This is a genomic window from Campylobacter sp. RM16704 (assembly GCF_000816245.1).
In the GTDB taxonomy this organism is placed as follows: domain Bacteria; phylum Campylobacterota; class Campylobacteria; order Campylobacterales; family Campylobacteraceae; genus Campylobacter_D.
The window spans coordinates 1,223,678-1,247,599 of record NZ_CP007769.1 but is presented as its reverse complement, the minus strand read 5'-3'; the positions used below and the strand labels follow the sequence as shown (position 1 = coordinate 1,247,599).

The following is a 23,922-nucleotide window of genomic DNA, read 5'->3' as shown; positions in this document are numbered from 1 at the left end:
TTAGTCCTTTAAGGTGTTTAAGATTAAAGTAGAAACCTCTTCTACATCAGCTTTACTCATAGTAGTTGCACTTGGAAGGCAAATTCCATTACTAAAGAAAAACTCACTATTACCATTTAAGTAAGCATCGCAGTCTTTGTAAAGTTCTTGTAAATGCATAGGTTTCCAAAGTGGGCGACTTTCGATTTTATTATCTTTTAAAACTTGTATGATTTTTAAAATTTTATCTTGAATTTGAACATTTTTATTTTCACAAATACAATGTTTTTCATAAGTATTAAGTTTACTTAAATCAAAATCAAGTAAAGCAGTACTTAGCCAACGATTTGATCTAGAATTTTCAAGCTCATCTAAAAAAGTAAAAGTTCCACTTAAAAATTCTTTATACCAGCTATAAATTTCACGCTTTTTGTTTACTCTTTCCTCTAAAACCTCCATTTGAGCAGTGCCAATCGCACCTAAGATATTACTCATTCTATAATTATAACCATATTCTTTATGCTCATAATGAAGGCAATTTTCTCTAGCTTGAGTACTATAAAATCTTGCTTTTTCAAGATTAGCATGATTTTCACTTACAAGCATACCACCACCACCTGTTGTGATGATTTTATTACCATTAAAAGAATATACTCCAAAATCACCAAAAGTTCCTAAAGCTTTATTTTTGTAAAAACTTCCCAAAGCTTCAGCAGCATCTTCGATTAAAAAAATCTCATTTTCTTTACAAATTTGGACAATCTCATCCATTTTAGAAGCATTACCATAAAGATGTGTTAAAATGAGAGCTTTTGGTTTTTTAGGACTTTCTTTGATAGCTTTTTTTAATAAATTTACATCTAAATTATAAGTTTCATCACAATCAATAAATACAGGTGTAGCATTCATGTAAGAAATGGGTGCTACTGAAGCAATAAAAGTAAAACTTGAAGCTAAAACCACATCGCCTTCTTTAATACCTAAAACTCTTAAAGCTAGATGAATAGCTGCAGTGGCTGCATTTAGAGCAAGTGCGTTAGAACTTTTTGTATAATCTTTAATACTTTGTTCTAAGGCATTAACAAACTCACCCAAAGGTGCTATATAGTTACTTTCAAAAGCTTTATGTATATATTCTAATTCTTTTCCACTCATATGTGGTGCTGATAGAAAAAATCTCATTTTACCTCCTTTATTTTCTTAGCAGGAATCCCAGCATAAATGCCTTTAGAAGTTAAGTTTTTAACCACAACTGCTCCCGCACCTAAAGTTATATCATCATTTAAACTCATACAAGGAATAACGCTTGAATTAACTCCCAAAAAACAACGCTTTCCTATTTTTACATTTCCTGTTAGTTTAGCCCCAACGCTAATATGGCTAAACTCATCTACAAAACACTCATGCTCAATCACACAAGCAGTATTTAAAATCACGCCTTTTGCTATGCTAGCTTTGGCATTAACTACTACATTTGGCATGATTAAAATACCCTCATCATCCAAAAAGGCACTTGGACTAATAATAGCACTTTTATGTATCAAATTTACTAATCTAAATCCATCTTTTTTTGCTTTTTTAAAAAGTTTTTCTCTAATATGATTTGCCCCAATAGCAATAAACATGTCGTGTTTTTCTAAATTTGAATGATATTTTAAGCCTTTATAATCATCTAAAAAAATGATTTTTTCATATCCTAAATTTCTAGCTACATCAGCACAGACTAATCCGTGCCCACTAGAACCATATATATAAATACTTTTAGTTGTGTCCATTGAATTTATCCGTTGTAGCTACTCCTTCTTTATTAACCCCGCTTCTTTTTAAAACCTTAACAATGGTCATAAAAAAGATTTTAAGATCAAATAAAAAAGAGCAATTTTGCACATATTCTATATCATATTTAAATTTTTGTCCCCAAGAAATAGCATTTCGTCCATTAATCTGTGCCCAACCTGTAATACCCGGTCTTACATCGTGGCGTTTTTTTTGTTCTTGGTTGTATAAAGGTAAATATTCTATAAGTAAAGGTCTTGGACCTATGAAGCTCATATCGCCTTTTAAAACATTAAAAAGCTGTGGTAATTCATCTAAACTCAAACTTCTAACTAGTTTTCCAAAAGGCTTTAAACGTAATTCATCAGGAAGTAATTTTCCATTTTCATCAGTTTCATCACTCATAGTTTTAAATTTATAAATATAAAAAATTTTTTCGTTTAATCCAGGTCTTGCTTGTTTAAAGAACACACTTCCTTGCACGATTTTTAAAACAATGCCAATAAGTATTATAAAGGGTAAAAAAATAATCAACAAAATCAAAGCCAAAAAAAAGTCAAAAAGACGCTTTAAACCATTTTTATACATTTGTAAAACCCCTATAAAAGTCAAGATATTTCAAAGCTATGATATTTTCATCATAATTTTGCACTCTAAGAAAAGCATTTTGTGCTAAAGTGCTTTTTAGTTTTTCATCTTCTAACAAAACTGCGATTTTTTCAGCTAAATCTTTACTATCTTTACTTTTACAAATTAAACCATCTATGGCATTATCCACTGCTTCAATGCAACCTTCAGCATTGCTTACCACGCACGCTTTTTTACAAGCTTGTGCTTCTAAAACCGTTCTTGGATAGCCTTCTTTATAACTTGGTAAAACAAAAATATCACATAAATTTAATAAATGTGCAATATCACTTCTTGCACCAAGATAGAAAACATCATTTGAGTGTAAAAAATCAAGCGGAGCACAAGATTTATTATCATCTCTTCCACCCACCAAAACAAAATTTGCCTTATCATTTAAAATTTTACTTGCTTCATAAAATTCTTTAATGCCTTTATGCCAAAGCACTCTTGAAATCATTAAAACGATAGGTTTATCAGGCATATTATGTTCTTTTAAAAAGGTTTGTTTTTCTTCTGTGCTAATTTTTAAAGGTAAAAATTGCTTTAAATTAACACCTACGGATTTGATGATTTTTATTTTTTCTTCTTTTAAGCCTAGATTTTTCATAAATAAAGCATTGCTTTCATTGACAAAAATAAAACCATTAGCAAGTTTAAAAGAAATTTTATAAAGTAAATTAATGCTCATTCTTACTAATTTACTTTTAAAATCATCATCTATATAAAAACTTCCTAAACCTTCAACCAAACCAAAAGTGTATTTAATGCCCGCCATTTTAGCCGCTATAATACCTATTGTATTGCTTTTGTGTGCACTTGTTTGTAAAAGATCTAAATTTAAACTTTTAAGTGTATTTTTTAAGCTAAGTAGATTTTTAAAAACGACCAAAGGATTAACGCTTGATCTAGATAAATCATAAAAGCAAACCTTATAACCTAACTCTTGTAATTTGATAGCAAAATCATCTTTTGGAGTGATGATTATAACTTCATGATTATTTTTTTCTAAAGCCCTAATGAGTGCAAGACGAAAATAATACACACTCATTGCGCTATGAGTTAAAATTCCTATTTTCATCTTTTTAGCCTATAAATTTTTGCTCTTGCATCATTGGTAATTTGCTCAAATAAATCTTGATCGTATTGATTTAGTAAAAACATTTGTATATAAGCACTATTATAAAGATTTTCATCTAAAATCACAAAGCTTTTGTATTCTCTTAAAAAGAGTAGATAAATTTGAGCTTTTGAATCGATTTCATTATAATAAAATTTGCCATTAGTGATAGATTCTATATCTACAAATGCTTTTAAAGGTATTATAGTGCTTTCTAACTTTAAAGCTCTAAAGTCATTTATAATTTCTATGCTATTATCAAGCATTACTGAACCAGATGTTTTATCTTGAGCTATGGCATTAGCTTGGGAGAAAAATAAACTTTTTTCTTGCTCTCCATTATCAGGATTTGTATTTGCAAATTGAGCTACAACAGGCATGATACGCAACATTCTATAAGGCATATAAATATATACATCTCTTGTTTTATTAGTATCAAATTTAAAATCTTTATTATTTAAACTTTCTAAAAAATCTTTAGCACTTGTTTGGTTGTAATCTTTAACCATAGCCTTTAAAATATCAGGATAGTTTTCTTTAAAAGATTTTTCTGTATATTCCACACTAAGTCTTGCCATATTAGCTGCTGAAACTGGATCCTTACTTAAAACAAATGATGAGAAAAAATTATCTTTTCCTAAGTGCTTTCCACCATCGATTAAAGTTTTTACATCACTATAATAACGAATTGGATAGCCATAATCCCACCAAGCAACGACATAATCTTCCCTTTGAGCTTTACCTTTTAACTCATTTAAAATTTGAGCTTCATAAGAAGTAAAAACGGTAGAAGATTTATAATAATATATATGCATTAAAGCAGGACTTATACTAAAAAATGTAATGAGTATTAACAAAATATTTTTATTTTTTAAACTAAGTTTGATTCGTTTTTTTTCTAAAAAATTAAAAAATGCATATAGAAAATAGCCAAAACCCAAAGCCATTACAGGAGCTGCATAAATGGTAAATCTAAGTCCAGCTCTTAAAGCCATAAAACCTAGTGCGAGCATAGGTAAAGCCAAAAGCATACTTTTGTGATCTTTACAAAGTAAGATAAAACCTATAAAAGAAAAGATAAACACCAAAACACTAGAGCTAATTCTTTGCATAAATACTTCAGGATCAATGGTATTTACTTCCATAATGGTTTCATTAACATTAAAATATACAAAAGCAGCATCTTTTAAATTTTGTACATCTGAAGCTTTAAAAACATAAAACTTTAGTTGGTATAAAACAGGATCTAAACCACCACTTAAAAATAAAATTAAAACACTAATAAAAATCAAACCCCAAATCATATAAAAATTAATTTTTTCTTCTTTAAAAGCAAAAATAGCAAATAATAAAACAATCAATGCAAGTTTATATTGCCATGCTAACATGCTTAAAGCTATAATCATTAAAGCAATAGCTAGATAAAAAATCTTTTCTTTTCTATGAAATACCAAAATATAAAGACCAAAAAGACCTATCATTGCAAAATTTAAAGAATAGCTTGATGGATACCACCATAAATAAATCATGATGAAAACCGGACTTAAAAGTAGTGTAAAAATATCTTTGTTAATAGTTAATCTTATAAAACTTAGTAAAATAAGCATTGGTAAAACCAACACTAGCATATCAGTATCATAGTATCCACTCATAGTGCGGTTATAATAACTATTTGCGATACTTCCAAGTAAAGCTGCTATAAAGCCATAAGTAGTGAGTTTATACTCTCTTGCGATTAATATAATAGGTATAACAATCAAAGAAGCAAAAAAAGTACTCATATATAAAATAATACTTTCAAAGCTAAAAGGTAAAATACTATAAAGCCAATAAGTCAAAGTAGAAAGAGAGCTTCCAAAATAAGATAAATCATTAGACTGATGAAAACCTGCTATCATATCTCTTGCACCTTCTGCAAAAGCATAGCCATCATTGGTAGTAATCATAAGTTGATCATTAAAGAAAAACTCATAAAACTGACTTGCCCAAGCCACCCAATATAATCTACACAAAACACTAAAAGTAAAGGCTATAAGGATTAAAATACAGGTATATTTTATAGAATTATTATCAGTGAAATTTTGTTGAAGTTTCATTTTAAGCCTTGTTAAAAAATTCAAATAATTGCTTTGCTATGCTAATTTTATCAAATTCTTTCGCACGTAAAAAAGCTTTTTGTCTATAATTTGTCTTTAATGCTTCATCATTGCACATTTTTTCTAAGCCTTCTTGCATAGCTTTTTCATCATCTACCTTTACTAAAAGCCCAAATTCATCATCTAAAAATAGCTCTCTTGCACCACTTTTGTGATCAGTGCAAAGCACGGCAGTGTTGCAAGCTAGACACTCGATTAAAACATTTGAAAAACCCTCAAAACTTGAAGCAAAAGCAAAGAAATCACATTTACTCATATATTTATAAGGGTTTTTATCAAAACCTAGTAAAAAGACTTTATCCTTTAAATTTAAAGTCTCTATTAAAGCTAAAAGTTCATCTTTTAAAATACCCTCACCTAAAATAACTAATTTTAAATCAGTTTTAACTTTTGCATAAGCTCTTATAAGCATAGCATGATTTTTACCATGATCAAGCCTACCAACGCTTAGTATAAAAGGCTCTTTAAAGTCTATTTCTTCTTTAGATTTTTCTAAAATATTCTCTAAATCTATGGCATTGTATAAAATATCACATTTCTTAGCTTCTATGTTGAAATTTTGTATTAAATCTTCTTTGTTTCCTAAAGAATTTGCTAAGATTAAATCTGCTTTATTATAAAGTCTTTTAATAAGAAATTTATTGATAAAAGAATTTAGATTATTGTGTTTATAAATCACACTTGGAGTAGTGCATTCGTTGATAATAAGAGTTGATTTAAGTCCTAGGGATTTTGCCATTAAAGCAATATAATTAGGTCTATTTAATAATACAAATTGTAAATCTATTTTTAAATCTTCACAAAGCTTTTTGTATTTCATGGCTAGTAAGGGTAGTTTTAAAAATTTGGCTAAATTACTTTCGCTTGGGGTTGATTTTTCAAGGTAGTGGATATTAATTTCAGGAATATCATATGAAATTTTATCATTCATTAAAATTAAATGCACTTCATATTTTAAATTTAAAACTGGTAACAATGTGGATACAACTCTTTCAGCACCGCCACTTCCTAAAGAATATATAAAAATTGCAAGTTTTTTCATTTTAAACCCTTACTTCTTTGATTAAATCAAGCCACTTTTGTGCTACATTGGCTACTTCATAATCTTTACATCGTTTTTGAGCATTGAGTGCTAATTCTTTTCTTAAATTTTCATCTTGCATTAAAAGGGCAAGTTTTTCACTTAAAGTCTTTTCATCATCTAAATCTACTAAAAATCCATCTTTTTCATCTTCAATTAAATCTTTATGACCACTTGTGTATTTAGTACTAATGCGTGCTACTTGATAATACAAACTTTCAAGTAAAACCGTTGGCAAGCCTTCTATGAAAGAACAAAGGCAGATTATTTTTGCTTTTTTATAAAGTTCTTGTATGTTTTCAACTTTACCTAAAAAATTAACATTGATATTTAAGTTCTTAGCTTCTTGTTCTAAATCTTGTTTTAATTCCCCATCGCCTGCTATGAAAAAATTATATTGATTTTGTAAATTTATGTCTAGTCTTGCTATAGCTTTTAAAAACATAGAGGCATTTTTATTGTGATCAAGTCTGCCTACGAAAATGACATTGTTTTCTTTTTCTAAATTTTCTTTAATGGGGTGAAAATGACAAGGATTTGGCATATTAATAACTTTTTTAACAAAGTTTTCATAGTAATTTTTATCATCATTACTTAGCACGGTTAAAGCATTAGCGTAAGGAAAACTTATACGGCGTAAAAATTTCCAAATTTTAGATTTTAAATAAGTATAGGAACTATGTTCGCTAATGATTAAAGGCGTATTTGAGCCTTTGTTTGCCCAAATGCAAGCGATATTAGTTGTATCTAAAAATGAGATAAAAACATCACTTTTATGCTCTTTAAGTGCTTGTTTTAAGGCTTTGAATTTTTTAATGCGTGAGGCTATTTTATTATAAAGAGTAGAAAAATCAAATTGCTCTAGAGTGAAAAGTTTGATTTTTGGATCAAGCTTGTAAAAAGAGTCTTCTTTGTGAAATTTAATAATACTAATTTCATGATTTTTACAAAGCTCATTAGCTAAAGTGACTAATACTCTTTCAGCACCACCTGAATTTAAAGTAGCTATGATGAAAGTAATTTTCATACTTGTTCCTTTAAATGCCCATGATTTACTTCAAATACTCTATCACAACCTTGTATGGTTGAGAGTCTATGAGCTATGATGATGAGAGTTTTATCTTTTGAAATTTTATAGATTTCTTCCATGATTTTTGTTTCACTTTCTTGATCAAGAGCACTAGTTGCTTCATCTAAAACTAAAATTTCAGGTTGTTGGTAAAGTGCTCTTGCTATGGCTATTCTTTGTCTTTGACCCCCACTTAAAAACGAACCTGAATCACCCACTTTAGTATGCACTCCATCTTCAAGTGAATTTACAAAGCTTTCAAGATTAGCTTGCTTGATTACCTTGTGTAAAAGTTCTTCATTTATTTCTTCTCCAAAACTAATATTTTTAGCAATAGAATCATTAAAAAGATAAATTTGTTGAGGTATGTAGCCAATTTTACTTCTAAAACTTTTTATATTGCTCTCATCAAGCTTAATTCCATCTGCAAAAATAGCTCCATCGCTTGGTTTTAAAAGCCCTATGATAAGATCAACTAAAGTACTTTTGCCACTTCCACTTTTACCTATAAAAGCGATTTTTTCATTTTTCTTAAGTTCAAAATTTAAATTTTTAAATAAATTTTTCTTACCCTTATAAGCAAAGAAAAGATTTTTCAAAACGATTTTTTCTTTAAATTCAATATTTTCATTTCCTAATTTTTCTTCTTTTTCATTAAGCGTGTTATAAATAATATCTAAAGAATTTTTATAATATGTGATTTCATTATAACTTGTGATGATACGATTTGCACTTGGCATAAGCCTATAAAGAGCTACCACAAAAATAGTAATAGTTGCTAAGATAGATGAAATATCACTTTCATATCTTAAAACCAAATACACCACGATAAAACAAAGCATACAAAAACCTATACCTTCGAGATAAATTCTAGGTATGCTTGACATACTTTCATTGCTAATATTTGCTTTGGCAAAAAGCCCACTTTGAATTTCATAAAGCTTTTGTGTGCTTTGTTCTTTGGTTTTGAGTTTGATGATTTTAAGGTTATTTAAATTTGCATTTAAAATCTCAAAATAATTTTTCATCGCTTCTTCTCTAGCTATGGAAGCTTTTTTTACTAAGGGTGAGAGGATTTTGATTAAAATGAAAGCATTTAAAAGTAAAAAAGCACTTAAAGCTAGGGTGATTTTATAGTTGATAATTAGCAATAAAGTATAAAGTAAAAATACTACAAAACTTTCACTTAGCATAAGCAAAAATGCACTAATTAGTGTGCTTAAGTGAAATACTTCTTGAGTGATGGTTTTTAAAAGTTCTGATTGGTTTTTATTGGTAAAATTTTCATATTCAAGATGTAAATATTTATCAAAAATGCGACAAGCAATGCTGTGATAACGTCCTTTAGAAAAGCGTGCGAGCAAATGAAAATAAAAAGCATTTAAAAAGGCTCTAAAAATATAAAAGGCGATTAATATACAGCCAAAATAAGCAATAATCTTATAACTTGGTAAATTTAAATACTCATATATAGGTTGAAAATAGGAGCTTTTTTCTAAAAGCTCAAAATTACTCGCCACTGATACAAAGGGCATGATTAAAGAAATAGCAAAGCTTTCTATAAATCCTATAAAAATAGAAAAAATTAGCAAAGCAAATAAAAATCTTTTATCATGGGCATTGAGTATAAAAAAAAGTTTTTTTAACACTGCTTTTCCCACTCATAAGCACTTTTACAGATTAATTCTAAATTATCATATTTTGGTTTCCAGCTAGTTAGAGTTTTGATTTTATCAGCATTTGAAATAAGCACAGAAGGATCCCCAGCTCTTTTTGGTGCAAGTTCTACTGTAAAATCCACCCCGCTTACTTTTTTCATGGTCTCGATCACTTCTTTTACGCTAAAACCGTGTCCATAGCCTACATTGAAAATATTACTTTCATTATTTTCTAGGTATTCTAAAGCGGCTAAATGTGCACTTGAAATATCATCAACATGGATAAAATCTCTAATACAAGTGCCATCTTTAGTATTATAATCATCGCCAAAAATATAAAGCTTTTCTCTTTTTCCTGTGGCTACTTCAGCAGCAACCTTGATAAGTAAAGTAGCTTTTGGATAGCGTTGCCCTATAGGATAACTCATACAAGCACCTGCTACATTGAAATACCTTAAAATGCAGTATTTAAATTCAGGATTAGCCATATTAGCATCTTGCAAGACTTTTTCACTCATGAGTTTGCTTTGCCCATAAGGATTAATCGGTGCTAATGGACTTTGTTCATCTACGATAGGAGTTTGTGGCTCTCCATAAGTAGCTGCGGTTGAAGAAAAAATGAATTTTTTCACACCTGTTTCTAAACAAGTTTGGATTAAATTACTTGTATTTGCGGTGTTATTCATATAGTATTTTAAAGGATTTTCCATACTTTCAGGCACTTCAATACTTGCTGCAAAATGCACAATCGCATCGAATTTTTCTTCTTTGAAAAGTTTTTTAATCCCAGCATAATCACTTAAATCTTGCTCAAAAAACTTAAAAGGTTTAATCTTAGAAAGTTCGTCTAAGCTTTTTTTGCTACCTTTTGAAAGATTATCTAATACACAAATTTCATGATTTGTTTCTAAAAATTGCTTTAAAGTGTGAGAGCCTATGTATCCTGCACCACCTGTTATTAAGATTTTCATTTTGTGACCTTTTTTGATATTTTTAATAATAATTATTTTATTACACTTTTCTTAATTAATTTAAAACTTACTCTTTTCTTTTTCTATGGCATCTAAAAATGGTTTTTGATAACTTTTATCGCTATGCTTTTGTAAAAGTTCATCTTTAAAATGTTTTAAAATATTAAGATAATCTTCTTGAGTTAAATTTCCTTTAATGAGTTCGTATTTTAAAAACAGCATATAAGTGTTTAACACATCGCTTTCGCAGTATTCGTGAATTTTTTTTAGTTTGTTTTGATAGAAAAGTTCTAATACTTCATTTCCATGCATATCATACTTTCCAGGAAGTCCTGCCATAGCACAAAGTGTATCAAGTCTTAAACCTTTTTGACCAAAACTTCCTAAAGATTCTAATAAATCACAATGCTTTTCTTCGGCAAATTTACTTTTGTAATTATTCCATTTATCGCTTGCATCCAAATAAGCACTTGCGTTGATATTGTATTTTAATGCTCTTATAACAAGTAAAGGCATATCATAGCTTTTGCCGTTAAAGCTTACAAGGCGTGGTTGGTGTTTGTCTATGAAGTTAAAAAACTCTTCTAGCATTTGCTTTTCACTCTCGCCTTTGATTTTATTAACTTTTATGAAATTTCCAAATTTATCCGCAATTACCGCACAAATACTTACAACTTTATGAAAAGGCAGGGGTAAAAATTCACTTCCGCTTTCTTCTTTTTGTCTTTCTAAAGCTTGCTTGCTAATGCTTAAATCATCGCCATTAAAATCATAAATGTGTTTAATCAGCTCTATATCAGGAATACTTTCACAGTCAAACACACAAATATATTCTTGCATAATAAACCTTTTTTTAAAAAAATCTTTGTTACAATCATAACAGAAAATTTAAAAATAAAGTAGCATATGAAAATAGGATTGGTTAAATTATCTGCACTTGGAGATATCATCCATGCAGTAATTGTTTTACAATTTATTAAAAAGCATTATCCTAAGGCGAGTATTGATTGGTTTGTGGATGCAAGATTTGCAGGTTTGTTGCAAGATCATCCAATGATTAATGAAGTTTATGCTTTGCCATTAAAAGATAGAAAATTTAAAGAAGTTTTTGCAATACTTTTTGAAGCTAGGCAAAATAAATATGATGTTGTGATTGACTTGCAAGGTTTGATTAAATCTGCTTTAGTGGGTAAATTTTTGTGTTCTAATACTTTTGGTTTTGATCAAGAAAGTATTAAAGAGGGCTTTGCGAGTAATTTTTATACGCATAAATTTGCGTGCAATTATGAAGAAAATATTATTGTGCGTAATCTTTCTTTGGTAGCTTATGTATTAAATGAACATTTTGATTATAATGATATAGAGCTAAAACAAAGTTGTTTTAGTGTAGATGATGAGTTGAAAGAAAGCTTGGAGCAAAGATTGTCTTTAGGAGAAAATACACCAAATATACTCATACATGTAGGCTCATCTATGCCAAATAAAATTTATCCAAAAGAGCGTTTGATATTGCTTTGTAGAATGCTTTTGGAACATTTTACTAATGCAAAAATTATGCTTGGTTGGGGCAATGTTAATGAGTTTAATTTTGCTAAAGATATAGTTTTAAATTTAAAACATTTAAAAATAGAACTTGCACCAAAATTAAGCTTAAGTGAGCTTTGTGCTTTAACTAAGGAAAGTGATTTGATTATCGGAAATGATAGCGGACCAACTCATTTGGCTTTTGCATTAAATAAACCTTCTATAACCATTTTTGGAGCCACGCCTAGTCAAAGAAATGCTTATGAAACAAATATCAATAAAATTATCAATGCGGGTAAAAAAATACTACATTCAAAACATATAGATAAAAGTGATTTTTGCATACAAAATATCGATGAAAAAGATATTTTTAAACTAGCTTGTGAGCTTTTAGAAAAATGATAAATTATGTATATTTAAGCCTTTTTTATATGTTAAAAGTTCTTGTGAAGATTTTACCCTCAAAGCTTTTAAATTCTTTTGCAAATTTGGTTGCTTTAATAACCTATAAGTTAAATCATAAACACCGCAAAATTATCGATATAAACTTAAAAATTTGCTTTCCTGAAAAAGATCAAAAATGGCGTGATGAAACTAACCTTAATATCTATAGAAATTTTGCTAAATTTGGGATTGATTTTATCAAAAATCAAAATGCAAACAAAGAAGAGATTACCAATAAAATTTGCTTTGATAATGAGGAACAAATTTTAAATATAATGCAAAGTAAAAGACCTTTAATCGTAACTACGGCTCATTATGGTAACTGGGAGCTTTTGGCTTTGTCTTTTGGGGCTAAATTTAAAGGAATTTCTATAGTTGGAAGAGCACTTGATAGTGTGATAATGGATAAAATTTTAAGTAAAAATCGCACGCAATTTAACATAGAACTTATAGAAAAAAAAGGTGGCCTTAAAAAAATGCTAAAGGCTTTAAAAGAAGGCAGGTCGCTTGGAATTTTAACCGATCAAGATGCGGTAGATAGTGAAAGTATAAAAATACAATATTTTAATCAAGAAGTAAATTTCATAGTAGGTGCGAGTGTGCTTGCAAAAAAAACAAATGCTATGATTTTACCTTGTTTTGTGTATCAAAAAGATGAGAAATTTTTTGTAAAGACTTTTAAGGCTTTAGATGCAAGTAAAGCAAGTATAGAAGAGCTTACTAAGTATCAAGCAAAGTGTTGCGAAGAAATGATAAAATTCAAACCTGATGAGTATTTTTTCTTTCATAAGAGATTTAAAAGATACAATCATGAGTTGTATTTATAGGATATAAAATGGATTTAAAACAAATTAGTGTGATAATGATTGTTAAAAATGCTCAAAAAACTTTAAAGGCTTGTTTGGAGTCTTTGCAAGAATTTGGCGAGATTATTTTAGTAGAAAATGATAGCAATGATGATACTTTAAAAATTGCTTATGAGTTTAGTAAAAGTTATAAAAATATCAAGATTTATCAGCATAAATTTATAGGTTTTGGACCTTTGAAAAATTTAGCCATAAGCTATGCTAGTAATGATTGGATTTTTAATATCGATGCAGATGAGCTTGCTAAGAAAGAATTTTTACAAGAATTACGGCAAATTGAGCCTAATAAAGAAGATATTATAGCCTTACCAAGAGAAAATTTATACAATGGAGAGTGGATTAAAGCTTGTGGGTGGTGGCCTGATCATGTAATGCGGGTGTTTAATAAAACCCATACTAGATTTAATGAAAATTTGGTGCATGAGAGTTTGATTTTACATGAAGATAGCAAAAAGATTAAGTTGCAAAATGGTTTGAGGCATTTTGCATTTGATGATATCGATGGTTTGTTAGATAAACTTCAAAGATACTCCAAGCTTTGGGTTTTGCAAAATTTACATAAAGAAAGTAGTGTTTGTAAGGCTTTGCTAAGGGGAATTTGGACTTTTTTTAGAAATTATATTTTAAAAAAGGGAATTTTTTATGGTTATAAAGGTTTTATCATAAGTACTTGTAATGGCCTAGGAGCTTTTTTTAAATATATGAAATTATATGAGTTAAAAAAGCAAAAGCCAAAAACTTGTGCATTAATCATCACAACTTATAATCAAAAAGAAAGGCTTGCTTTGGTGCTTGATAGTGTTAAAAACTTAGAGCCTTTACCAGATGAGGTTTTAGTAGCTGATGATGGAAGCAGGGAAGATACGGCTAGACTTATACAAGCTTATCAGAAAGATTTTCCTTGTAAGTTAGAGCATATTTGGCAAGAAGATGAGGGGTTTCGTGCTGCAGCAAGTCGCAATAAAGCTATAAAAGCATCTAAAAGCGAATATATCATTTTAATAGATGGAGATATGATTTTAGAAAAAAACTTCATTAATGATCATTTAAAATTTGCTAGTTTAAAAACTATCTTACAAGGTTCAAGAATTATTTTAAATGAAAAAGAAAGCAAAGAACTTTTAAGCAAAAATGATTTTAAACTAGCTTTTAATAAAAAGGGTTTTAAAAATCAAAGAAATACTTTTTTAGCTAAATGTGTATATAAATTTTCAAAACTAACTAAGAAATTTTTTAAAAAATCACAACTTGTTAAAGGTAGTAAAACTTGCAATATGAGTTTTTATAAAAGTAATTTTGAAGCCATTGAAGGTTTTAATGAAAATTTCATAGGATGGGGTAGGGAAGATAGTGAGTTTGTAGCTAGATTTTTATTTAATAATGGAGTGTTTAAAAGACTTAAATTTAATGCTCTAGCTTATCATATCTACCATGAAGAAAATAGCAAAAATATGCTTGAGATTAATCATCAAATTTATCTTGAAACTATAAAAAATAAAAAAACAACTTGGAGATAAAGCATGAAAAAAGTAGGCGTAGTAATCCCCATATACAATGTAGAAAAATATCTAAAAGAATGTTTAGATAGTGTAATCAATCAAACTTATACTAATTTAGAAATCATACTAGTAAATGATGGTAGTACAGATGAAAACTCACTCAATATTGCAAAAGAATACACTCTAAAAGATAAAAGAATAACTCTTTTTGATAAGAAAAATGGTGGCTTAAGTAGTGCTAGAAATACAGGTATAGAATTTTTTTATGGTGAATATGAAACACAATATATTGAAAAAGAAAATGAATTAAATGTTTTTAAGATTGTTGGCAATAACCCACAAAATATTTATAAAATTTATAAGTACAAAAATGCTTTAGTAGATGATAAATTAGAAATTTCAAAGATTGATTATATTATCTTTTTAGATTCTGATAATTATTGGGAGTTAAGCTGCATAGAAGAGTGTGTTGTAAGAATGCAAAATGTAGACGTATTATGGTTTGATCATGCTTGTATTTATGATGATGGTATAGAAGATAAGGGTCAAAAAACAAGGATGAATATATTTAATTTTACTCAAGAATGCACTATCACTCCAAGAGACTATGCTAAGCAGGCTATAAAAGTTGGTTCTAGAGATATTTCATTTAGCTGGGGTGGTATGATAGATTTTTCATTTTTAAAACAATTAAAACTTAAATTTATCAACAAAATCATCAATGAAGATATTCATTTTGGTATGGTTTTGTTTGCTAGTGCTAATAATATTTACATTTTGCCAAAAAGATTGTATTTGTGCCGTTTGAGAGCAAATAGTATATCAAATCATGATAAGAAAGTTACAAAGGCAAATGTATCAGAGTACTTTAAAGACTTATATGAATTTTTTGGAGAAAACGCTAAAGAGGCAAAAAACTATTTAAAAGCAGCAAGTAGGATGATAACAGCTTTAGAGTTGATAGAATTTTTTAAAGAACAAAAAAGTGAAAATTCTCAAGCTATAAAGGAAATCTTTTTGCCTTTTTATGTAAAAAAGGCTTTGATGATTAAAAAATTTAAAAAAGATCCTTTGAAATTAAAGGAAAAATTACCTATAATCAAACCTTTTATCCAAACAAAACTTCCTTATGATCTTTGGAAAATTTGGCAAAAAATAAAAGGTGTTTTTAGATAAAATCAACTTTGTAAGATGATTTTATCTATCATTGAATCTTTTTTTATAGACTTAAAATGCGTGAGTTTATGTAAAAAACTTTGTTTTTGAATTTCATCCCAAAGAATTGGATTGAATTTTTCTTTCGCGTTAAATTGTAGTAAATGACACTCTATATCACTCATATTTTTATAGGTATCATTTGCAAAGCCATATTCTTTTAAAAGTTCAAAGATAACATGCAGGGCAAAATAATAATGATTTATATTAGATGATTCATTTTTCCAATAAAATATTAATATATCTTGTAAAGCTTTTATAAAATCATTATTTGTTTTGGCTATTAAAAAGCTACTTAAAACTTTAACTTTAAAATCTTCATTCCAATTAAAATATCCATAAGAAAAATATCCACTTTTTGCTAGCTTTTTTAATCTTTCTTTATTTGGTTTTGTTTTTGATCTCTCAAAAGCGAAAAAATCTTTTTTACATAACTCTTGCGGAATTTTATCACTCAAAAAAATATTTGCATCACACCAAATTCCACCATAGGTTGCAAGCAAACTAACCCTTAAAAGATCTGAAAAAAAAGTTATGGTTTTTTCTCCAAAAAAATTATTTTCTAATTTTTCTATAACATATGGTGGAAAATCAAGGTAATCTTTTATAGTGTCTTTATCTAGTATAATGATTGTGTATTCATCTCCCATATGTTTTTGTATAGACTTAAAGCATTTTTGTATAGCTAAAGAAGTTTGATCTTTACCTTGGTACCACAACTGCCAAATGATTTTATCATTTTTAAAATGGTATTTTTTTTCAAAAGAAAATTGTGGAATTTTTCCTTCTAAAAAAGAGTTGATATAGTTGTTTGAAAGATAATGAGCTACTTTAGGGTGTTCTAACTTATACTGGATATGATTTCTTAATTTTCTTCTTGTTGATTTTATGGGTATAAACGAACTTAGTTTTTTTGTTAAATTATTATAAAGTAAGTGGTTGTGGTGTATTTGCATATATATTCCTAAAAAGTTTTTTGATATAATATCAAAAATAATGAAGGTTATATATACATGAAAACCGTAGGCGTAGTAATCCCCATATATAATGTAGAAAAATATTTAAAAGAATGTTTAGATAGTGTAATCAATCAAAGCTATACTAACTTAGAAATCATACTTGTAAATGATGGTAGTACAGATGAAAATTCACTCAATATTGCAAAAGAATATACTCTAAAAGATAAAAGAATCACTCTTTTTGATAAGAAAAATGGTGGCTTAAGTAGTGCTAGAAATGTAGGTATAGAATTTTTTAGTGGAGAATATAAACTTAAAAATAAAACAAAAACTATAAAAGAAAATTCTTTAATAGAATTTAATATAGAAGGTAATAATCCTTATGAAATATATACTATATATAAAAGCTATAAAGCTTTTAATAATGAAAAAGATTTAACAAGCTTTACTTATCCTATTATAGATTATATTATCTTTTTAGATTCTGATGATTATTGGGAATTAAACTGCATAGAAGAATGTGTACCTAGAATGGATGGGGTGGATGTGTTGTGGTTTGATTGTATTGAGAAATATGATATAAAAATAAATTTTTTAAAACATAATAGCCGCTTAAAAGATATAAATATTCAACAAGAGTGTCTAATTGGTCCATTACAGTGGTTAATATATCTTCGAAAAAGTAAAACGAAAGATTTTGCATTTGCATGGAGTGGTATGATAAATTTTCACTTTCTTAAAAATATAAAATTAAAATTTAAAGATGGTATTTTTGCCGAAGACCATTTATTTGGAATTTTGCTTTTTTCACAAGCTAAGAATATTTATATTTTTCCTAAAGTATTTTATTATTATAGAATTCGTGCTAATTCTTTGACAAATCAAGATAAAAAAATTACTAAAGATAATATACTTCCGTATTTTAAGGATATATTTGTTGCTTTTGATGAAAATGCGACTTTAGCAAAAGAGTATTTTAAATACGCTAGTTGGGTACAAACTAGTTTAGAATTAGTACGATTTATAGAAAATTACCATGAAAGGAAAATTTCTTCAGCGTTAAAAGATACTATTTTATATTTTTACATCAAAAATGCTTTTAAAGTTGAAAAATTTAATAAAGATCCTTTATATGTTCAAGAAAAACTCAAAGATTTAAATCCTTATAAAATGTCAAAAATTACATATAAAATAACTAGATTGTTATCAAGTTTTATTAAATAACAAGATTATTTTTTTTAGGTATATAATTACAATCTGATTATAAAATATAATTTAATAATTTTTTAAGTACATATATGACTATTGTAGATTTTTAGAAGATCTTTTACTATTTTTTTGTGCTATAAAATATAGATAAATTTTTGATGATTTTAAAAAAACATTTGATTGTCGAATTTTTGTATTAGAGTATTTTGGATATCGTTATAGTCTTGTCTAATTCTATAAATCATTAAAAAAGTATTTTCTTTTTCAAGCAAAATAAAATTGAAGAAAATTGTTTTTTTGTAATAATTTTATACCGCTATCAAAAAATACTTTATCACTTTTTAACATCAAGTTGGTTGGAGGATTTTTTAAAAAGTAAGAATTACGCTCATGGTATTCATCAAAACCATGCATACAAATATATATTTTTTTCAATCATTTCTTTTATGCAAAGTTTTATACAATCATTTAAAAAATAATCATCAGAATCTAAAAAATGAATTATAGAATCTGGTAGTTCTTGAACCAAAAGATCGTTTATATTTTCTATATTTGTTTTTATATATCTGCTTTGAATTTGTTCGAAATTTGAGTTAATAGTTTCTTTGCTAATTTGTTTTGTATTTTTTTTAAAAGTATGAGTTGAAGTAAAAGAGATTATGTCTTGTTCTTTATTATTTTCAAAAAAGCTTCTAAGTTTAGTACCTTTTATAAATTCTAATCCCATATTTCTAGCTGAACTCAAACCCCCATTTTCCTTAGAAATTAAAAATATTCTTTCATCTTTATCTAGATATTTTAAGGCTATATCTAAACTTTCATCATTGCTTCCATCATCTACTAAATAATATCCAAGTGTTTATAAGTTTGATTGATAACACTTTCTAAACATTCTTTTAAATATGGAGCTACATTGTAAATTGGTATGATGATGGAAATTAAAGGATTATTCATTGTGTATCCTTAAGATTAAAAAAATAATAATTTTATAGTATTTTTGTAAAATTTTGTTAGTAATTTTTTTGTATTTATATATAATATAACAATATTTTAATCTGTTATATTTTATCTCTCTATTTAAATAATTCATTTTTAGTTGTATAATCATAGTTTTTAAAAATATAAATATATTTTTATTTATATTGATATTGGATTTTAAAAATGAAGATAAAATTTTAATGACTTTTTCTTCATCATTTAGGTTTTTTTGAATTTCTATTATATTATTTGTATTAACAGAACTTTCTTGATTTTGAAAATAATAATATATATGCAACGAACTAGTAGCTATTTTTTTGGAGTTTAAAATTATAAAAAAATACAATAAAGCATCTTCAGCCATTGTCAGTTTTATATTATTTTCTATATAAGCAAAAGCTTTTTTATATGTGTTTATTTTGATGATTTTTGAGCAAATATTCCAATGGCAAATATTTTTTTGATTTAAAATATATTGACAATAATCAGTTGTTGTAAAAAAATGATCTTTTAAAAATGTATCTTTTTTGATACCATCTTGTGTGTGATATATAAAGTTAAACCATATAAAATCTAAATCATTATTTTTTTTTAATATTTTATTACTTTCTTCACAAGCATCAAGTTCTAAATAATCATCAGGATCTAAAAACATGATATAAGAAGAATTAGCTATTTTTATTCCCTCATATCTAGCTTTTAATAATCCTAAATTCTCTTTATTATGTATTATTTTTATTCTTTCATCTTTACTAGCATATTCTTTTGCTATATCTATACTTTTATCGTCTCCACAATCATCTACTACAATGATTTCTATATCTTTAAAAGTTTGGTTAATACAACTTTCTAATGCTCTAGCAATATATTTTTCTACATTATAAGTTGGCAGTATGATAGAAATTTGTGACACAATAAACCTTGTTTTGAATTTTTATAATAAAATTATATTATATTTTTTATTTTTTGGAGATAAGATTGAAAATATTAATTATGGATATAGATATTACTTTGAAAGGTGGTGTAGCTAGAGTTGTAAGCAATCTAGCAAATGCTTTATCAAAAACACACCAAGTTGATATACTTAGCGTATATAAAAAAAATGAATTATTTTTTGAAGTTGATAAAGAAATTAATGTATATTTTTTAAACGATAAAGAGCAAAAATATACAAGCAAAGACATATATAGAAAATATAAATATAATGTTTTATTATATTTATTGTTTAAACTAAAATTTAAATATAAGTATTTTTATGAAAGAATGCAAATATATTTTCAAAATAAAAAAATAAAACAATTTTCTTTAAAATACGATGTTATAATTAACAATAATTATTTTTTATTCAATCAAAAAAATTTTGAAAAAGTTAAAACTATTCAAATTATGCATGGAAATTTTATATATTATTCAAAAGATTTATTAAAAAATTTAAAATATTTTAATACTTTAGTTATTTTATCTAACAAGCAAATAAATGAATGGAAAAAATACCATAAAAACATACAAGTTATACCAAATTTTATCCCTTCTATCCTTGAAAAAAGCAACGATTATAAACAAAAAAATGTTTTAAGTATAGGAAGATTTGAATTAAATGATGAAAAAGGCTTTTTAAGACTTATAGAAATTTGGAATTTGGTGCAAAAAAATAAAAAATATCAAGATTGGACTTTAACTATAGTTGGCGAAGGTGATTTAAAAAATACCATAGAAGAAAAAATCAAAGAAAATAATTTAGAAAATTCAATTATATTAAAAGCTTTTACTAAAGACATAGAGAAAGAATATTTAAATGCTAGTACTTATGTGATGTGTAGTCATTATGAAGGTTTTCCTATGGTTTTACTAGAGGCAAGCTCTTATGCTTTGCCTATAATATCTTTTGATATAAACACAGGTCCAAGTGAATTAATAGAAAATGAAAAAAGTGGATTTTTAATAAATGATGGAAATTTAAAAGAATTCGCAAAAAAACTTTGCATTTTAATGGATGATGAAAGTTTAAGAAAAACTATGGGGGGGGGTGCAAAGGATATAGTAAAAGTAAAATTCAGTAAAGAAGTTATTGTGAAAAAATGGGAAAAACTGATTGCGAAAACATAGATTATTTTTTTTTATTGCTTTTTATAAATATTCTTCTTGGGTGTTTTATATAGTAGTTTGTATGATAAAGCATAGAAAATATTATATGATATTTATCTTTAAATGAAAAAGTAAAATCTATTTCTTTGGCTAAAATGTCAATTTGATGTTTTTTTAACAATTCACCATAAATACCATATTTATAAAAATGATTTTTGTTAAGTTTATGAGATCTCCACATTTCTGAATATAAATGTAAAAATGGTTGGGTTTTGTCAAATTCAGACTTTTTTATAAAATCTTTTACATTACACCATGGAATTTGGTGAGTCATTTTGTAATTCCAAGTAAAATTTTTCAAATTATATTTTTCTACTTGCTTTGCTAAAAAACACGGTCCTATCACACCCCATTGAATTGTTTTTTGATTGTTTATAATTTCATTTGCTTCTTTTATAACAAATGCTCCAAATTCACTTCCTTTTGGAAATTTTAAAAATGAAGTTGTAATTCTAGGTTTTGTTTCATCATCATCAATTTCTTGAGAGAAAATAAATTCTTGAGAAAGATCTTGTTGATTTAAACAAACCATATCAAGATCTACCCATACGCCGCCCATCTTATATAGCATATTAAATCTAAAATAATCACTAAAAGCAGCTACCCCAGCTCCTCTATCATCACTAAAATAATTTTTTAATGGTATAATCTCATTTGCATCTTTTAACTCAAAATTATCAAAAATTTCATTTAATTTATTAAAAATTCTATCATCTAAATTATAAGTATAAAGTTTAAATTTATATTTATTATCTAAAAAAGATTTTATAGACAATAATTCCATTAATCCTATTCCTTTATAACCTATAGGTGTATACCAAAAACTACTGATTTCTTGTTTCATAAACCCTCTTTTTTAAATTTACATTTTCTTTCTCTAAAATGTCTAATATTTTTTCATTAAAATACTTATATGGAAAAATATTAGCTAATTTTTTAATGTGTTTTAAACTTTGCTTTTTATGTTCGTAATTTTGCCATAAAATTTCTTTATTTTTGTTTTCATATCTACCATTTTCATTAAATTCATAGTGGTATATACATTCTTGCGATACAACAAAACTCTCACTCAACATAAAATTTATATAATTAAAAAGCACATCCTCCCCATAACAAAGTCTTTCTTTAAAATCAACATGCTTAAAGCTTTTTAAAATCAAATTTTTTCTATATACTTTTGCCCAAACACTCCAGCAAAAATGCTTTTGTTTAAGTAAAAATTCCAAAAATTCATCTTTTATAAAAAGCTCATCTTGTTTAAACCTATAAAATTTCTTAAATTTCACTCTATGTACATACGCATCAAACACTACCATATCTACATTTTTAATTATTTCAAGTCCAAGCTCACATGCATTAAGTTTTAAATAATCATCAGGATCTAAAAACATTATAAAATCTGACTTTGCATTTAATACACCTATATTTCTACTAGCAAAAGTTCCTAAATTTTCTTCATTATGTATGATTTTTATCCTATCATCTTTACTAGCATATTCTTTAGCTATCTCTATGCTTTTATCATTGCCAAGGTCATCTACTACAATGATTTCTATATCTTTAAAAGTTTGGTTTATACAGCTTTCTAATGCTCTAGCTATATATTTTTCTACATTATAAGTTGGTAGTATGATAGAAATTTGACTCATATTAACTCTTTAAGTAAAGTGATGATAAAATTATATCTTTATATTTATAAGGAAAATTTATGAATATTTTTATTAATCTTCCTACATGGCTTGGTGATGCTGTTATGGCTAGTGCGGCTATTTATGCTATAAAAGAAAAATATCCTAAGGCTAAATTTACCTTTTATGGCTCATTTGTGAGTGTAGGACTTTATAAACATTTTAAAAATTCAAAAGTTTTAGTAGAAAATAAAAAACAAAGATTCAGTCAAATTTTAAAGGCTAGAGCAATGCTCGGTGAATTTGATTTAGCATTTTCATTTCGCTCAGCATTTTCAAGTAAGATTATTTTAAAACTAATTAAAACAAAAAAAAGGTTTTGTTTTAATAAAGAGATTTTAAAAGAGGAACATCAAGTTTTAAAATATTTAAATTTTATAGAAAAATCTTTAGACTTTAAAGCAAACTCAAATGATTTAAAACTTCCTATCAAAGCAAAAACTACTCGAAAAATTCTAGGTATAAATGCAGGTGCACATTTTGGAAGTGCAAAAAGATGGGAAACAGATTATTTTGCAGAAGTTGCAAAGGCGTTTAGTTCTACACATCAAATTTTAATTTTTGGGGTAGAAAGTGAAAGAGAAATTTGTGAAGAAATTTATAATATGCTTTTAAATGAAGGTATTAAAGTTAAAAATCTTTGTGGAAAAACAAGTATTTTTACTTTATGTAAAAATATTTCTATGCTTGATTTACTCATCACAAATGATAGCGGTCCTATGCATATAGGTGCAGCTTATGGGGTAAAAACGGTAGCTATTTTTGGTTCTACTAGATTTAATCAAACATCACCTTGGCAAGAAAATGCTAAAATAGCTCATCTTGATCTAGCTTGTATGCCTTGTATGCAAAAAAAATGCCCCTTAGAGCATCACAAATGTATGAAAGATTTAAAACCTAAAATAGTTATAAATTTAGCAAAAACATTTTTTTAATATATTTATTACATTTTAAATAA

The 23,922-nt window shown here is 26.9% G+C and carries 20 protein-coding genes and 2 pseudogenes; 7 read left to right on the top strand and 15 right to left on the bottom strand.

Annotated elements, in window-relative coordinates; translation table 11 throughout:
• From pglE to CAQ16704_RS06300, 10 genes are read right to left on the bottom strand one after another with little or no spacing between them, the layout of a single operon-like run.
• Positions 1-1,161 (bottom strand): UDP-N-acetylbacillosamine transaminase, encoded by a 1,161-nt coding sequence (gene pglE / locus CAQ16704_RS06345; RefSeq protein WP_039667396.1) that lies wholly within the window; start codon positions 1,159-1,161, stop codon positions 1-3.
• On the bottom strand, positions 1,158-1,754 hold the full coding sequence (gene pglD / locus CAQ16704_RS06340) for a UDP-N-acetylbacillosamine N-acetyltransferase (protein WP_039667395.1): 597 nt from the start codon (positions 1,752-1,754) through the stop codon (positions 1,158-1,160). Before pglD ends, pglE begins: the two co-directional genes overlap by 4 nt.
• On the bottom strand, positions 1,741-2,343 hold the full coding sequence (pglC, locus tag CAQ16704_RS06335) for an undecaprenyl phosphate N,N'-diacetylbacillosamine 1-phosphate transferase (RefSeq protein WP_039667394.1): 603 nt from the start codon (positions 2,341-2,343) through the stop codon (positions 1,741-1,743). The genes pglD and pglC overlap by 14 nt, the downstream gene beginning before the upstream one ends.
• Entirely contained in the window at positions 2,336-3,463 is a 1,128-nt protein-coding gene (gene pglA, locus CAQ16704_RS06330; RefSeq protein WP_039667393.1) for a N,N'-diacetylbacillosaminyl-diphospho-undecaprenol alpha-1,3-N-acetylgalactosaminyltransferase, read from the bottom strand. The genes pglC and pglA overlap by 8 nt, the downstream gene beginning before the upstream one ends.
• Complete coding sequence (gene pglB / locus CAQ16704_RS06325; protein ID WP_039667392.1) at positions 3,460-5,598, bottom strand: undecaprenyl-diphosphooligosaccharide--protein glycotransferase; 2,139 nt, start codon at positions 5,596-5,598, stop codon at positions 3,460-3,462. The genes pglA and pglB overlap by 4 nt, the downstream gene beginning before the upstream one ends.
• A 1-nt stretch (position 5,599) precedes the next feature.
• A complete protein-coding gene (gene pglJ / locus CAQ16704_RS06320) occupies positions 5,600-6,700 on the bottom strand; it encodes an N-acetylgalactosamine-N,N'-diacetylbacillosaminyl-diphospho-undecaprenol 4-alpha-N-acetylgalactosaminyltransferase (protein ID WP_039667391.1) in 1,101 nt (366 codons plus the stop codon).
• 1 nt (position 6,701) lies between these two features.
• Positions 6,702-7,766 carry a GalNAc-alpha-(1->4)-GalNAc-alpha-(1->3)-diNAcBac-PP-undecaprenol alpha-1,4-N-acetyl-D-galactosaminyltransferase gene (pglH, locus tag CAQ16704_RS06315; RefSeq protein WP_039667390.1) on the bottom strand — a complete coding sequence of 355 codons (1,065 nt, stop codon included), beginning with the start codon at positions 7,764-7,766 and terminating at the stop codon, positions 6,702-6,704.
• Positions 7,763-9,457 carry a BC-type lipopolysaccharide transporter PglK gene (gene pglK / locus CAQ16704_RS06310; protein ID WP_039667755.1) on the bottom strand — a complete coding sequence of 565 codons (1,695 nt, stop codon included), beginning with the start codon at positions 9,455-9,457 and terminating at the stop codon, positions 7,763-7,765. Before pglK ends, pglH begins: the two co-directional genes overlap by 4 nt.
• Positions 9,451-10,437, bottom strand: a complete 987-nt coding sequence (galE, locus tag CAQ16704_RS06305) for a UDP-glucose 4-epimerase GalE (protein WP_039667389.1) — start codon at positions 10,435-10,437, stop codon at positions 9,451-9,453. Before galE ends, pglK begins: the two co-directional genes overlap by 7 nt.
• A gap of 60 nt (positions 10,438-10,497) precedes the next feature.
• Positions 10,498-11,277 (bottom strand): 3'-5' exonuclease, encoded by a 780-nt coding sequence (locus CAQ16704_RS06300; protein WP_039667388.1) that lies wholly within the window; start codon positions 11,275-11,277, stop codon positions 10,498-10,500.
• Positions 11,278-11,343: 66 nt separating this feature from the next.
• Between CAQ16704_RS06300 and waaC the strand changes: the two genes are divergently transcribed.
• The 4 genes and pseudogenes from waaC (at position 11,344) to CAQ16704_RS06280 (ending at position 15,965) form a co-directional block, all read left to right on the top strand.
• Positions 11,344-12,363 (top strand): lipopolysaccharide heptosyltransferase I, encoded by a 1,020-nt coding sequence (gene waaC, locus CAQ16704_RS06295; RefSeq protein ID WP_039667387.1) that lies wholly within the window; start codon positions 11,344-11,346, stop codon positions 12,361-12,363.
• Positions 12,360-13,232 carry a lipid A biosynthesis lauroyl acyltransferase gene (locus CAQ16704_RS06290; protein WP_039667386.1) on the top strand — a complete coding sequence of 291 codons (873 nt, stop codon included), beginning with the start codon at positions 12,360-12,362 and terminating at the stop codon, positions 13,230-13,232. The genes waaC and CAQ16704_RS06290 overlap by 4 nt, the downstream gene beginning before the upstream one ends.
• A gap of 8 nt (positions 13,233-13,240) precedes the next feature.
• Positions 13,241-14,788, top strand: coding sequence for a glycosyltransferase family 2 protein (locus CAQ16704_RS06285; RefSeq protein ID WP_039667385.1), 1,548 nt, complete (start codon positions 13,241-13,243; stop codon positions 14,786-14,788).
• Positions 14,789-14,791: 3 nt separating this feature from the next.
• Positions 14,792-15,965 (top strand): annotated as a pseudogene (locus tag CAQ16704_RS06280) (glycosyltransferase family 2 protein).
• Here the strand turns inward: CAQ16704_RS06280 and CAQ16704_RS06275 are convergent.
• Positions 15,949-16,941 carry a polysaccharide biosynthesis protein gene (locus tag CAQ16704_RS06275; RefSeq protein ID WP_039667383.1) on the bottom strand — a complete coding sequence of 331 codons (993 nt, stop codon included), beginning with the start codon at positions 16,939-16,941 and terminating at the stop codon, positions 15,949-15,951. The pseudogene CAQ16704_RS06280 and the gene CAQ16704_RS06275 overlap by 17 nt on opposite strands.
• Before the next feature lie 57 nt (positions 16,942-16,998).
• On the opposite strand from CAQ16704_RS06275, the gene CAQ16704_RS06270 reads away from it, so the two are divergent.
• Positions 16,999-18,168: a glycosyltransferase family 2 protein gene (locus CAQ16704_RS06270; RefSeq protein WP_039667382.1), complete on the top strand. Its 1,170-nt coding sequence runs from the start codon at positions 16,999-17,001 to the stop codon at positions 18,166-18,168.
• 699 nt (positions 18,169-18,867) lie between these two features.
• Here the strand turns inward: CAQ16704_RS06270 and CAQ16704_RS08630 are convergent.
• Both CAQ16704_RS08630 and CAQ16704_RS06260 read right to left on the bottom strand, forming a co-directional pair.
• A pseudogene (locus tag CAQ16704_RS08630) lies at positions 18,868-19,107 on the bottom strand (glycosyltransferase family 2 protein); the annotation flags it as partial.
• Positions 19,100-20,044, bottom strand: coding sequence for a glycosyltransferase family 2 protein (locus CAQ16704_RS06260; protein WP_039667381.1), 945 nt, complete (start codon positions 20,042-20,044; stop codon positions 19,100-19,102). The gene CAQ16704_RS06260 and the pseudogene CAQ16704_RS08630, both read right to left, overlap by 8 nt.
• Positions 20,045-20,109: 65 nt before the next feature.
• Between CAQ16704_RS06260 and CAQ16704_RS06255 the strand changes: the two genes are divergently transcribed.
• Complete coding sequence (locus tag CAQ16704_RS06255) at positions 20,110-21,237, top strand: glycosyltransferase family 4 protein (RefSeq protein WP_039667380.1); 1,128 nt, start codon at positions 20,110-20,112, stop codon at positions 21,235-21,237.
• A 1-nt stretch (position 21,238) separates the two neighbouring features.
• On the opposite strand, the gene CAQ16704_RS06250 is transcribed toward CAQ16704_RS06255, so the two are convergent.
• Positions 21,239-22,120, bottom strand: a complete 882-nt coding sequence (locus CAQ16704_RS06250) for a TcdA/TcdB catalytic glycosyltransferase domain-containing protein (protein ID WP_039667379.1) — start codon at positions 22,118-22,120, stop codon at positions 21,239-21,241.
• Positions 22,101-22,925, bottom strand: a complete 825-nt coding sequence (locus CAQ16704_RS06245) for a glycosyltransferase family 2 protein (RefSeq protein ID WP_039667378.1) — start codon at positions 22,923-22,925, stop codon at positions 22,101-22,103. Before CAQ16704_RS06245 ends, CAQ16704_RS06250 begins: the two co-directional genes overlap by 20 nt.
• Positions 22,926-22,984: 59 nt before the next feature.
• On the opposite strand from CAQ16704_RS06245, the gene waaF reads away from it, so the two are divergent.
• Positions 22,985-23,899: a lipopolysaccharide heptosyltransferase II gene (waaF, locus tag CAQ16704_RS06240; RefSeq protein WP_039667377.1), complete on the top strand. Its 915-nt coding sequence runs from the start codon at positions 22,985-22,987 to the stop codon at positions 23,897-23,899.
• Positions 23,900-23,922: the final 23 nt, after the last annotated feature.

Excerpts from the sequence above, each read along its gene's own strand:
- waaF (WP_039667377.1), top strand. The coding sequence starts at position 22,985 with ATGAATATTTTTATTAATCTTCCTACATGGCTTGGTGATGCTGTTATG.
- galE (WP_039667389.1), bottom strand. The coding sequence starts at position 10,437 with ATGAAAATCTTAATAACAGGTGGTGCAGGATACATAGGCTCTCACACT.
- CAQ16704_RS06245 (WP_039667378.1), bottom strand. The coding sequence starts at position 22,925 with ATGAGTCAAATTTCTATCATACTACCAACTTATAATGTAGAAAAATAT.
- pglE (WP_039667396.1), bottom strand. The coding sequence starts at position 1,161 with ATGAGATTTTTTCTATCAGCACCACATATGAGTGGAAAAGAATTAGAA.
- CAQ16704_RS06285 (WP_039667385.1), top strand. The coding sequence starts at position 13,241 with ATGGATTTAAAACAAATTAGTGTGATAATGATTGTTAAAAATGCTCAA.
- pglC (WP_039667394.1), bottom strand. The coding sequence starts at position 2,343 with ATGTATAAAAATGGTTTAAAGCGTCTTTTTGACTTTTTTTTGGCTTTG.
- waaC (WP_039667387.1), top strand. The coding sequence starts at position 11,344 with ATGAAAATAGGATTGGTTAAATTATCTGCACTTGGAGATATCATCCAT.
- CAQ16704_RS06250 (WP_039667379.1), bottom strand. The coding sequence starts at position 22,120 with ATGAAACAAGAAATCAGTAGTTTTTGGTATACACCTATAGGTTATAAA.
- CAQ16704_RS06270 (WP_039667382.1), top strand. The coding sequence starts at position 16,999 with ATGAAAACCGTAGGCGTAGTAATCCCCATATATAATGTAGAAAAATAT.
- pglH (WP_039667390.1), bottom strand. The coding sequence starts at position 7,766 with ATGAAAATTACTTTCATCATAGCTACTTTAAATTCAGGTGGTGCTGAA.
- pglA (WP_039667393.1), bottom strand. The coding sequence starts at position 3,463 with ATGAAAATAGGAATTTTAACTCATAGCGCAATGAGTGTGTATTATTTT.
- CAQ16704_RS06290 (WP_039667386.1), top strand. The coding sequence starts at position 12,360 with ATGATAAATTATGTATATTTAAGCCTTTTTTATATGTTAAAAGTTCTT.
- CAQ16704_RS06275 (WP_039667383.1), bottom strand. The coding sequence starts at position 16,941 with ATGCAAATACACCACAACCACTTACTTTATAATAATTTAACAAAAAAA.
- CAQ16704_RS06300 (WP_039667388.1), bottom strand. The coding sequence starts at position 11,277 with ATGCAAGAATATATTTGTGTGTTTGACTGTGAAAGTATTCCTGATATA.
- pglJ (WP_039667391.1), bottom strand. The coding sequence starts at position 6,700 with ATGAAAAAACTTGCAATTTTTATATATTCTTTAGGAAGTGGCGGTGCT.
- pglD (WP_039667395.1), bottom strand. The coding sequence starts at position 1,754 with ATGGACACAACTAAAAGTATTTATATATATGGTTCTAGTGGGCACGGA.
- pglB (WP_039667392.1), bottom strand. The coding sequence starts at position 5,598 with ATGAAACTTCAACAAAATTTCACTGATAATAATTCTATAAAATATACC.